Source organism: Parendozoicomonas sp. Alg238-R29 (genome assembly GCF_947331445.1).
Classification (GTDB): domain Bacteria; phylum Pseudomonadota; class Gammaproteobacteria; order Pseudomonadales; family Endozoicomonadaceae; genus Sansalvadorimonas.
Genome location: NZ_CAMZOG010000049.1, coordinates 23,004 through 35,522 on the forward strand (window position 1 = coordinate 23,004; position 12,519 = coordinate 35,522).

6 protein-coding genes and 4 tRNA genes are annotated in these 12,519 nt (G+C 47.9%); 4 read left to right on the plus strand and 6 right to left on the minus strand.

Features of this window, described 5'->3' with window-relative positions; all coding sequences use genetic code 11:
* Nucleotides 1–197: 197 nt before the first annotated feature.
* A complete protein-coding gene (lon, locus tag QMA35_RS13145; protein ID WP_281647613.1) occupies nucleotides 198–2,591 on the plus strand; it encodes an endopeptidase La in 2,394 nt (797 codons plus the stop codon).
* A gap of 283 nt (nucleotides 2,592–2,874) precedes the next feature.
* Nucleotides 2,875–7,860, plus strand: coding sequence for a hypothetical protein (locus QMA35_RS13150; protein WP_281647614.1), 4,986 nt, complete (start codon nucleotides 2,875–2,877; stop codon nucleotides 7,858–7,860).
* Here QMA35_RS13150 and QMA35_RS13155 read toward each other — a convergent pair whose 3' ends face one another.
* Complete coding sequence (locus QMA35_RS13155; protein ID WP_281647615.1) at nucleotides 7,861–8,481, minus strand: riboflavin synthase subunit alpha; 621 nt, start codon at nucleotides 8,479–8,481, stop codon at nucleotides 7,861–7,863.
* Nucleotides 8,482–8,507: 26 nt separating this feature from the next.
* Nucleotides 8,508–9,032 carry an NUDIX hydrolase YfcD gene (gene yfcD / locus QMA35_RS13160; RefSeq protein ID WP_281647616.1) on the minus strand — a complete coding sequence of 175 codons (525 nt, stop codon included), beginning with the start codon at nucleotides 9,030–9,032 and terminating at the stop codon, nucleotides 8,508–8,510.
* A gap of 291 nt (nucleotides 9,033–9,323) precedes the next feature.
* On the opposite strand from yfcD, the gene ppnN reads away from it, so the two are divergent.
* Nucleotides 9,324–10,700, plus strand: a complete 1,377-nt coding sequence (ppnN, locus tag QMA35_RS13165; RefSeq protein ID WP_281647617.1) for a nucleotide 5'-monophosphate nucleosidase PpnN — start codon at nucleotides 9,324–9,326, stop codon at nucleotides 10,698–10,700.
* Nucleotides 10,701–10,843: 143 nt separating this feature from the next.
* Nucleotides 10,844–11,785, plus strand: coding sequence for an IS4 family transposase (locus QMA35_RS13170; protein ID WP_281647618.1), 942 nt, complete (start codon nucleotides 10,844–10,846; stop codon nucleotides 11,783–11,785).
* Nucleotides 11,786–12,103: 318 nt separating this feature from the next.
* On the opposite strand, the gene QMA35_RS13175 is transcribed toward QMA35_RS13170, so the two are convergent.
* The 4 genes from QMA35_RS13175 to QMA35_RS13190 form a co-directional block, all read right to left on the minus strand.
* Nucleotides 12,104–12,179 (minus strand) — tRNA-Glu (locus QMA35_RS13175).
* A gap of 47 nt (nucleotides 12,180–12,226) precedes the next feature.
* Nucleotides 12,227–12,312: transfer RNA gene (locus QMA35_RS13180), tRNA-Gly, on the minus strand.
* 23 nt (nucleotides 12,313–12,335) lie between these two features.
* Nucleotides 12,336–12,411, minus strand: a tRNA-Ala gene (locus QMA35_RS13185).
* A gap of 32 nt (nucleotides 12,412–12,443) precedes the next feature.
* Nucleotides 12,444–12,519, minus strand: a tRNA-Glu gene (locus QMA35_RS13190).

Here is a 12,519-nt window from a genome sequence, read left to right on the forward strand (position 1 = left end):
CCTGCCACCAAATTCTCAGAAAAATCAGTCTCAAAGCTGAATTGTTTCAACCATAATTTCTTTGTGGTGTTTAAAAATGGCAGAGGCGCCTCTATCTATACCTCTGTAATCGTCTCCCTGAACAGCACTCTGTTATTCCACCTGCCACTGGTGGCTAAGCTGTAACAAGTGCCCAGACAGTTTGTGAACAGCCAACTATGAATGAAGAACACGACGTGACTTCAGAATTTATCAACGATCCTGAAGATGACAACACCGGCAGCACCGCCCTGATTCTTCCCCATCAGAATCTTCCGGATAAGCTATACCTGATTCCTGCCACCAATCGTCCCTTTTTCCCGGCTCAGGTTCAGCCTCTTATATTCGGGTCCAAGCCTTGGGAGGAAACCATCAAACGCGTTGCCCAGACGGAAGAAAAAGCGCTGGGATTATCGTTTATTGATGACTTCTCTGGAGATGCTGCCGAACCAGATGAATTCCCTGAGATAGGCTGCGCCGTTAAAGTTCACAACATTGTTGAAGTGGACGACCAGATTCAGTTTATCGCCCTTGGGGTGCAGCGTTTCCGCATTGTGAACTGGCTGCGTCGCCGCCCTCCCTTCCTGGTACAGGTTGAGTATATTCAGGATCAGAGTGAGGATGAAGAAACCCTCAAGGCTTACGCAATGGCACTTATTAATGCCATTAAAGAGCTTCTTCCCCTCAACCCTCTGTACAGCGAAGAGCTAAAGAATTACCTGAACCGGTTCAGCCCCCGGGAGCCGTCCCCTCTGGCTGACTTTGCCGCGGCTATTACCACCGCTCCCGGCTCGGAGTTGCAGGAAGTACTGGAAACCATTTCCATACAACGCCGTATGGAAAAGGTTCTGGTTCTGGTGCGCAAAGAGCAGGAAGTTGCCAAGCTGCAAAGCCAGATTAGTGAGGAAGTGAATCTTAAGATCAACAAGCATCAGCGTGAATTCTTCCTGAAAGAACAGTTGAAAGTCATCCAGAAAGAGCTGGGCATTGCCAAAGATGACAAAACCGCTGAGATGGAAGAGTTCCAGAAGCGGATGAAAAAACGCGACATTCCTGAAGCCGCGAAAAAGAAAATCAACGAGGAGATGAACAAATTCTCCATGCTGGAGATTGGTTCTCCCGAATTCAGTGTTACCAGAAATTATCTGGACTGGGCAACATCTGTTCCCTGGAACGTTGTCTCGGAGGATAACCTTGACCTCACTCACGCTCGCAAGGTGCTGGATGAAGACCATGACGGTCTAGAGGATGTAAAAGACCGGATTATTGAGTTTCTGGCCGTTGGCGCTTACAAACAAGAAGTTGCAGGCTCAATTCTGCTGCTGGTCGGCCCTCCCGGCGTGGGTAAAACCTCTATTGGTCAGTCCGTTGCCAATGCTCTGGGCCGGAAGTTCTATCGCTTCAGCCTTGGTGGCATGCGTGACGAGGCTGAGATTAAGGGCCATCGCCGTACCTACATTGGTGCTCTACCGGGCAAACTAGTTCAGGCTTTGAAAGAGGTGGACGTTTCTAACCCGGTGATTATGCTGGATGAAATTGACAAGATTGGCGCGTCCTTCCGGGGTGACCCAGCTTCCGCGCTACTTGAGGTTCTTGACCCCGCCCAGAACAGTGAATTCCTCGATCATTACCTGGATATGCGCATCGACCTTTCCAAAGTGCTCTTTGTATGTACAGCCAACCAGCTGGATACCATACCCGGGCCACTGCTGGACCGGATGGATACTCTGCGCCTTTCTGGCTACATCACTCAGGAAAAGGTGGCTATTGCCAGAAATCACCTGTGGCCCAAACAACTGAAAAAAGCTGGCCTGAAGAAGTCTCAGCTTAAAATCAGCGATGCCACACTGAAAGCCCTTGTTGAAGGTTATGCCCGGGAATCCGGGGTTCGTCATCTGGAAAAACTTTTGTCCCGTATTATTCGCAAGGCAGTGCTGAGAATCCTTGATGACCGGGACCTTAAAATCAAAATCGGCGTGAAAGATCTTGATGATTACCTTGGCAAGCCTTACTTCAGCAAAGAGAAAGTTCTGCAGGGTGTAGGCGTTATTACCGGTCTGGCATGGACATCTATGGGGGGCGCAACCCTGCCAGTGGAAGCCACACGGGTTCACAGCCTGCGCCCCGGATTCCGCCTTACTGGTCGCCTTGGGGAAACCATGAAGGAGTCTGCAGAAATCTCCTACAGCTATATCATGAGTCATTTGAAAAAACTGGGTGCTCCAGAAGACTACTTCAACAGCTCTTTTATTCACCTGCATGTACCAGAAGGTGCAACACCAAAAGATGGACCGAGCGCTGGTGTGACTATGGCCAGCGCCCTGCTCAGTCTGGCAAAAGGCCGCAAACCAAAGCCTATGGCGATGACAGGTGAGTTGACCTTGACTGGTCACGTTCTGGCTGTTGGTGGTATCCGGGAAAAGGTGATTTCAGCCCGTCGCAGTAACATCAAAACTGTGATTTTGCCTGAAGCCAACCGAAGGGATTTCGAAGAGTTGCCGGAATATATCCGCGAAGGCATGACTGCTCACTTTGCCCGTACGTTTGCTGATGTAGAAAAACACCTGTTCTAGAGCTTTCAGCAAGCATTAAAAAAGCTGCTTACCTGTTGCAGGTTAAGCAGCTTTTTACTTGGTGCTCGCTCAAGCAGCGTAGGTAACCCACGCTTGGACATGTGTAATGAGCACTCTATTTATAGCTTGTCATTCCCCTGACTGTCCACACTACAGTAAGAACAATTTATTTTAAAAACAGTCAGTTAATAACTGCTCTTTTCCTCGCCAGCCATACTCCCGCTGTACAGAACCTCCTAAGCTTACTGGGTAAGGACTGACTAAATCAGGCAGGATGCCTCTCATGCCAACCATGCGCACAGGTGATGTTTTACCGACAGGCCCCAAACCTGTTTTATCACCAAATCTGCCCGAACTCGAAAACCGCCCATTACAACAGGAACCTGCAACTTCATCAGTTGAGGGAACAAAACACCTGCCTGAACCTCTACCAGATGAAAATGATGCTGAAGTTTCTTCACCACTTCCAGACAAAACCCGGGAGCTTCTTAACTACACCAGTGGGGGCCGATTCGTCCGCCTTCACTCAGATGAACCCGATCCAGATGAAGTCAATGAAACTCAGAGAACTCCGCCGTCTTTAAGCCAGCGCACAGTTAAAGAACAAGAACCCCGGGGCTGGCTAGACACCCTACTCCCATGGCGCTGGGGAACCAAGAAAACCAGTGAGCGGGTCGTTACCAAACCCGTGCGTAGCGGAATAACCAACTGGTCTATTTTTTACCTCATAAAAAAGTTCGTAGACCGCTACATCAAAGGTTTTTCTACCAGCGATCTGACTGGTTCACTGCAAAAGCTTTCCTCCTGCTATCACCACTCTAAAAACGGCTCAGCTGGTGAACCGCAAACTATCTTTCTAAAGCGGCTGTATCTGCCCGGCCCTAACATTACGCTTCAGGATGTTACGGTAAAACTGCATCACCTTGAGCCCGTTGGCAAAGGCGAAGGGGCTGATCAGTTTAAACAAATTGATATTAAAGCTGACGTCTCAGGAAAGGCCATTGTTTGGCTCGACGAAACAAAAAGCCAGGAAGCTACTCTTGACATCAAAGATGTTGATCTCTCTGCCCACTTCAAAAACGGCACCATGATCAAGAGCCTGCTGGATAAAGGCACCCTTTACGGAAACCTGACTCTGGCGTTCTACAACCGAAACCGACTCAAAGACTGCCTGATACCCTCTCATTGCGTCTGCCACCTCAATGAGGGAGCTTCCGTATCCATCAGAACACCCGGTTATCACGATGCGACTTCAGGTGTAAAAATTGAAAGCGCCGATCTGTTACTTGATTTCGACCCACAGAGCGACAGACAGGGCAAAAATCCGACATTCGGTGCTTGTGTCGCCAACCTCGATGCCAGAGTTCACAGCTCCAAAATGGATCTGATAGTTCCAGATACTATCAAACCTCTAATGAAGCAGTTATTTCCCCATGCCTTGTTAGGAAAAACAGAGGTACAGGTTAAAACAGCTGCCCTCGATATAAACAAATACGAAGATGGCACTCTACGAGCGGAAAGTGATTATCTGCAAGTTCACAGTGAGGGCGACTTAAACCTGAATGATGGCGAAATCACGGGTCTGACCCTGGTCAAAAAGAAACTGTCTGAAGACGAGTCAACAACTGCAGTTTTGTGTCAGGATTTTAGTGGGGATCTTTATATTCCCCAGGCAACCTTTAACATGCCATATGACATAAACGGCAGTGTTCAGCTGAAGGATAGTTCTGTTTTACTGAATACCAGACACATCAGTGAAACCTCGAAGAAACTGGAAACCGTCGATTTTTCCGTAGGGAGTGGACACGCCAATCTATCGGGCGGCATATCCTGTAAAAACTTCGCTATGAAAGGGCTGACAGGATCATTCGTTGTCGACAGCAGCGAAACTGCTCTCAAAATTGAGCATGCTCAGGTTGATACAGTTTCTATTGGAACAGCTCCAGACAAAGTAACTTCTGAAAACCGCTTATTGGAAGCTGGAGTCACTCTGGAAAACACTCAGATTTACGTCACTCCAGATCAAGAGACTCAAACAATGGTCACAACAGTGGATGTTGACCGCCTGCATGGAAGAGACATTAACGGCATTGCCGAAGCGCACACAGCGGATCTGGAAAACCTGAACGTCCTGTTCCAAACCGGCACCCCTGTTCCTCTTCATCCAGAACAGGTCGACCCATCCGCTCCCATTCACCATCCGAAGCTTAAAGTAAAAGCTAAAAACCTTTCCGCCGAGCGTGTTTTAGTGCCGGATAACGTGCTGGGACAAAGTATTAAGGCTGAGTTGAATTCAAGAACAGTAAAAAACCTGTCCATCGAATGCACTCTGCCTAGCAGCCTGACAACGCAAGAAGACCAGGATGACTTCCGGAAATCTTTATCCCGGGAAATAGAGCCATGGCAACTCCCGCAGACCTGTGTCGCATCAGTTCATACAACAATAAAAACCGATCAGATTGATAGTCAGGTTGACCTAGCCTTACCTGGCGCAAACGATTCCCTAAAAGACAATTCTGTGTGGAAAACCAAGGAGGAGGATCGCTACACGCCTCGCAGCAAGGGAACCATAACAACAGGCCCTTCAGAACTGGAATTCCAATATGACATGAGAAACGGTTTCGATCAGGCAACATTCAAATCCAAAAAGCATGTCACTATCGACCTGCAGCATGGTGACCTGCAGGGGAAAATAGAAACTACTGGCTTCGAAACTCTTGTTAAAGGTGGCTCCATTGATTCTCCGGACGAAGTAACAACAGATGCGCAATGTGACCATCTGGCTTGCACCGGTTTTAAGGTGAGCGAGAGATTCCTGCCGAAAGACGTTGAGATAGAAGCCGATGTAGAACTCACGTCTCCAGCAATTTATATAAAAACCCAACCTCCAGAAAAACAGTACAACAAAGAAACGGAGGAGGTAGTTTCCAGCTCTCGTCCAGTACAAAGCACTTTGGAAGTGAGCCAGAGTAAATTTAAAACCCACATAAAGGGCAAAAAAAAATCTCTGGCCTCACCCAAAACAGCGAAGAAACTCAAAGCTCTTACTGATTATTTTCCGGAACAGTATCAGGAGTCTGCAAGGCCCTTATTAAAACACTTGGACACCATTGAAGAAGATTCTTACGAAAGCGATACCCTGGAACAGGATGTGACTTTCCAGAGTGAAAACATCAAGATCCAGGCTGACGTGAAAAAAAATAACGACAAGGAAATCGAGGTAACAACTAACTACTCAGAACTTAGTCTGCCTTCTGGAGCCGTTATTGCCAAAGCCCATATTACCGACTTAAATGCCCACGCTTCGAAGACAACCGGACACACTGACCTGCAACTTCAACTCAGTGAAACAGCCATCGATTATGCGGGAACAAGCGACGAGTACAAATTACCTGTTCAGGCTGAATTAAAAGAGCCTGCCAAATTGCAGGGGATTAAAGTCAGTGTCAGCCAAAACGGTGATGAAACCTTGGGGCATGGAGAAATTGAGCAAGGTGAAGCAGATTTCACACTGGGCCTGGATAGCACGATCAAAGATCCGGCCACTCACATAGCCCGGAGAATGAAACCCGCTCATATTAAAGCGGATCTACGAAAACTTCAGGTTAATGCCCAGAAAGATAAGCATCTGGCCTTAGCGAATACTTCCGTCGCTGCGGTTAAATTGAATATCTCTGATACTCAAGATCAAATTGGGACCGATCTAAACGTTAACACCGAATTACGTGATGCACTGGTTGTCGCAGACTCAGCCGGTACAGGCAGTTACCTTGATGTAGAATTGGGTAGAGCCGAACTCAATGTTTCCGGAAGTCTGAACGGCTCATTTCAAGCTCAAAATGTTGGTGTATCCGCCTGCCGTGATCTTGAGGGCACAAAAGTTAACCCACGCATTGATGCCCGAAGAGTAAAAACCAACTTCCCCAACGCCTCCAGGGAACTGGTTAATATCTTTCGAAGCACACGTTTACAAAAAAGTGCGCTGGGGCAGATTGCCGATTTGAAAGTCAGTCCTGATCTTGATGAAAATATGTCAGGCACCCTTACCCTTTCAGCAGGTGGAGCTCTGTCCCCATTCATAGCTCTTGGTCTTTCTTACGCAGGAGGAAAGGTTGCCCGTGGATTTCTGCGTATCGCTAAGATCATTGTTAAAGTTTTACGGGTTCATATTTATCTGGATCATTTGCCTATCCATGAAGGGAAAGCGACTTTACCTGACTTACAATCCTGCCTGAGAATCTCATTCTCAAGTGACCATGGCCGGGGAGGCCGGATCTACGCAAAATCTTTTGGCAAAGCTATCGATCTGGTTCAAGGACTGTTTGTGAAAAAAGCACTGAAATATATTCACCTATTGGATAATAAAACCGGGGAAATTTCATTTACAAACCTGGCCAGTCATCTGGGTGAAAATGTGCAGCTTGTATCAAAAGACCGCATGCCTAATGCACTACTGCCCAGCACTGGTGATGCGCTGACCGATACCAAAAACCTTTTACAACTCAATAAATCCCTTCCACCCAACTGGACTAAAGAACTGCACCTGAAAGCGCTCCAGCAACGAATAGAGAATTTGCACTGGCGCAATAAGCCCCTTAAAAACCATCCTTGGGCCGACACATCATGGCTGGCAAATAAAATTGTTCAGGACTATGGATTCCCACAAACCCTGTTGGAGTTTCATTGTGCAGAAGATTTGTTGATGACCTTCCAGCAGAAGCTGCGGGAGCTTAAGCAACCCACATCTCTTCCCGAGGTGTACAAACAGGCTGTACTGAAAGTACCGGCGATTCCTATGGATACTCTGCAGGAATCCACACCAGCCCCATTCTCACCTCAGGCCAAAGTTGTCCCGACCAATCAGCGGGAAAAAGAATATCGCCACCTGGAAGCTAAAATCGTGGCCAAAGATATGGAAAGAATCCCCCAAGAACTGCTCAGGTGGATTTCTGAGCGAGCCGAAGAAGAAACAACCAGACCCGAAAACGTCTTCCAAAGGGCTCAAAAAGCCACACGCACCCTAATCCGGAGTACAACATGGAAGAAGGCTGCCACTCTTTCTCAAGAGTTACAGTCCCCTCTTCCCCTAATAGAGAAAAATCAAAAAATGCAAGATCTGTGGCATACCTGCAGAGCTCTCAACGCCAAGATACAGGCTGTCTGTTCACCTATATCTCCAATTGCAGCTGGCAAGTTCGTGATAGGAGCAGGAAAGCAAGACGAACCGCCGCCGCTCCAAACGCCACCGCATTCGACCTTTGGACAGTAATCAAACAACTACACGCTGTTGATCCATATAACTCTTGACCGTATCGACAATAGCCTGTGTCTGAGGATCTATTTCAAGATTAACCTTCATACCTTTTCGGGCTTGCCCGAAAGTCGTCATCTGCAGCGTCTCCGGAATCAGGTGAACAGAAAAACGATTATCTTTCACTTCCGCACCAATGGTCAGGCTGGCACCATTGAGAGAGACGTACCCTTTAGGTAACAAATAGCCTTGCCATTTTTGCCCAAATTCAAATGTTAATGTGGTGTTATCAGGGGTTTTCTCAATAGCTACAATTTCAACTGTGTCGTGAACATGGCCGGACATATTGTGACCACCCACTTCATCACCAAAACGAGCCGCTCTTTCAATATTCACTAGATCGCCAGCCTTGATATCAGCCAGGTTAGTGACCCGCAGTGTTTCCTGCATCACATCAAACCAGGCCGACTCATCTGAAAAACGAGTCACGGTTAAGCAAACCCCATTGATCGCAACACTGGCGCCTTCCTTTAGCTGGTCACACAGATCATGACCCAGCAGAATATCAAAAGTAGCAAAGCCTTCACGACGCTCTACAGAAACAACCTCGCGGGTGCCCTGCACAATACCTGTAAACATACCTCTCCTTACCGCCCATTCAGGGCCTACTCGGCTCCATGTAATTTTCTCAGAGCCATCAAGCTGTCTAGTGTATAAGGTCGCATATCAGGGTTGGCCAGAATATGTTCCGGACGATCACGAATCACCTGCGCGACCTCTTCAGGCTGAGGAATAATAGCGCCATTCCAGATGCAGGTGTAAACCTTACCCCACAACTGGCAATTTTCATCCTGATAATAGAAATGAAACTTCTCTTCCAAGGGAATACCTGAAATCCCCATCTCCTCCTCAAGTTCCCTGGCCGCTGCGGCATCGTAGTCTTCACCTTCATCGACAACGCCGCCCGCTGCCAGATCATAAGCGCCAGGCCACACATCTTTCGACATGGTGCGTTCCTGAATCAGAAGTTCACCATCGGAATTAAAGACAAACACAAAAACGGCACGGTGGCAGAGACGTCCAGCTCGCATTTCACTGCGCGTAGCTGAACCGACGACGTCGTTCTCTTCATCAACGATCACAACTCTTTCTTCCACCGATGACAACGTAGCCTTAATCTCTGCTGACATAGTTCACAACTCCAATCGAAACGTTTGTTATTGTATTAGGGGCGGTTGAGGTTTTATTTTCGAGGGTTTTCATGGTTGCGTTGCAGCGTTTTGAAAAGCAACAAGCATTCCTTCAACCCTGCGCCTAACCATAAAAGCCCTCGAAAAGATTGAGTTCGAAAATAAAACCTCAACCGTCCCTGAACACTTCAAGTTTATAGTCGATGTTTCAAAGTGTGGATTTCGGAATGTAACTTTCCATTTCTCTCTATACTTTTGGATACGCCGAATACTCTGCAGAGGAACTGCTCTATGGCAAACTGCCGTACAGTCACCGCGCTGGTTAACCCCGCAGGAAGCATGAACGTGCTGTCCGCCCATGAAGTCAGCCAACTTCAGGATACAACTCGCACAGGCCTTTATAGCCTTTTCCGGCAGTGTGCTCTGGCCGTACTGAGTTGTGATACCGAACTGGATGATGCTCAGGAACTGATGGCTCTCTATCATGACTTTGATATAAAAATCATTCAGGAACACCGTGGCCTTCAGCTGCAACTGATTAACGCTCCTGCTTGTGCCTTTGTAAATAATGAGTTGATTCGCGGTGTCCGTGAAAACCTGTTCTCTGTGGTGCGGGATATTCTGCATTTGTTCAGTGAAATTGAAGCCCACGGGCTGCTCGATCTGAATGACCCTCAGGATATTACCAATCTGGTTTTTGAAATTCTTCGTCATGCCAATGCCTTTATTCCGGGCCAAACGCCCAATGTTGTAGTGTGCTGGGGCGGGCACTCCATTGGTCGTGAAGAATACAAATACACAAAAGACGTCGGCTACCAGTTAGGGCTGCGAGGTATGGATATCTGCACTGGCTGTGGCCCCGGCGCCATGAAAGGCCCTATGAAAGGCGGCCATATTGGTCATGCCAAACAGCGTATCAGAAAAGGGCGATTTATCGGATTAACTGAGCCCGGCATTATTGCAGCGGAAAGCCCAAACCCTATCGTGAATGAACTGATCATCATGCCAGATATTGAAAAGCGTCTGGAAGGTTTTGTGCGTATGGGACATGGCATTATTGCCTTCCCCGGCGGCCCCGGCACCTGTGAAGAGATTATGTACCTGATCGGTATTCTTCTACACCCTGACAATCAAGGCCTGCCTTACCCGTTTATTCTCACCGGCCCGGCGTCATCAAGAGAGTACTTCAAACACATTGATGACTTTATAGGTTCCACATTGGGGCCTGAAGCACAAAAGCTTTACAACATTGTGATAGATGACCCGAAACTGGTCGCAGACTTGATGAAGAAAGGTCTGGAAGAAGTGACTCAATACCGCAAGGAGCATAACGATGCTTTCTACTTTAACTGGAAACTGAAAATAGAAAGCAACTTCCAGCATCCTTTTGAACCCTCTCACGAGAACATGTCCAGCATTTCTTTGGACTCCAGCCTGCCGGCAGAAGAACTGGCTTCAAATCTTCGCAGAGCAATGTCTGGCATTGTTGCTGGCAATATCAAAGAGGATGGTGTTAAAAGCATTCAACAACATGGCAAATTCCAGCTCCACGGAGAAGCTGAACTTATGAAGCGCATCGATACCCTGTTGGCAAGTTTTGTACAACAACAGCGGATGAAGCTGCCAGGCAGCCACTATGAACCTTGCTATGAGGTCGTGCACAAGTAGCTGTGAGCTTTCTAACGCAAGCCGGGTCTTGTCCCTAATGCCACTCGCTTAAGGGCTTGCAGTTAAATCTTGAATGAAGACAATCGGACTTGAAGTATTTTCAAGTCCGTTTTTTTGTGTCTGAGTTCACTAAAGAGCTGCATATGGCAGCTGAGTTTTCCCTCCCTGAATCGTTTGATGCGTTTCATCGAAATATTCCGCAAGAGTGGATCAAAGAGGCTGTCGCGCAAACTGGTCGTACCAGTGTGCGTAAACGACGCTTTCCTGCAGAGCAGGCCGTGTGGCTGGTTATCGGCATTGGCCTGATGCGCAACCGCTCTATCGCTGAAGTCTGCGACAAGCTTGATCTGGCCTTTCCAGATAGTCATGGACGCTTGGAGCCCATGGCCTCAAGCAGCGTTACCAAAGCGCGGAATAAACTGGGTTGCGAACCTCTTCATTACCTTTTCCACACCACAGCCGCTCACTGGGAAAAGGAGGATACGCAAGAATGTTTCCACGGGTTGAAGGTGCTGGCCGTTGACGGTACACAGTTTCACACACCGGAAACAAAGGATAACCAACAACTGGGATATGCTTCTGGCCAAGGTTCATTCCCATCAGTGCTGGCTGTTGCCCTGATGTCTGTTCACAGCCACTTGATCAGCGATGTCGCATTTGGCCCTGTGTCACAAAGTGAAATTCATTACGCCCAGCAACTTGTGGGTTCAGCTCCGGAAAACTCTTTGACCTTGTTTGATCGGGCTTATTTTTCAGCAGAACTTTTGCTTTCCTGGCAACAAAGCGGGAAGGGGTGCCACTGGCTGACGCCAATAAAGAGCCGGTTTCGGCATACGGTTGAGAAAGAGTTTACCGAATATGATCAGCTCATATCGATGCCAGTACCAGTATCGCCGCAGGCAAGGGCTGCAGCCCTCTACTTACCAGAATTTTGGACAGCACGGCTGATTCGTATCCCCCAACCCAATGGCAAGATCAAAGGGTTCATAACATCGCTGACTGACCCGGTTCGCTATCCATTCTCCGACTTGGTAAAAGTCTATTGGGACAGATGGGAGATTGAACAGGGATATGGGGAATACTGATTGGTTATAATCTGGTGCGACTGGAAATGCGCCGTATGGCCGATGACTTTAAAGTCAAACCGCTAAGAATAAGCTTTTTAACCGCTTTCACTCTGATTCTTGATGAATTTTTATGGTGCTCAGGGCGCTCTCCCGGAACGATCCCCAAGAAGCTGGCAAATCTAAGGTCACAGGGAAAACGATTGATACTGCCAGACAAACGCAAGAGGGTATATCCAAGGGTGGTCCTAAAGAAAGCGGCCAAATATCCCTTAAAGAAAAGAGCCACTTTCCCTTAAGCGAGTGGCATTAATGCTTATGCATCGGCTTTTTTATAAATGGCATCCCGTAGGGGACTCGAACCCCTGTTACTGCCGTGAAAGGGCAGTGTCCTAGGCCACTAGACGAACGGGACACACTAGAACTCTTTTATTGTAACACACGACATATGTGACATGAATTTGGAGCGGGAAACGAGATTCGCCGAACTTTGGAGAGACGACCCCAACCTTGGCAAGGTTGTGCCCTACCAGCTGAGCTATTCCCGCAAGCTGTTTTCCATAAAGGAAATTGGTGGAGCCTAGCGGGATCGAACCGCTGACCTCAACACTGCCAGTGTTGCGCTCTCCCAGCTGAGCTAAGGCCCCACACTTCTCATAAGAGAATTTAAAAAATTTAATGGCATCCCGTAGGGGACTCGAACCCCTGTTACTGCCGTGAAAGGGCAGTGTCCTAGGCCACTAGACGAACGGGAC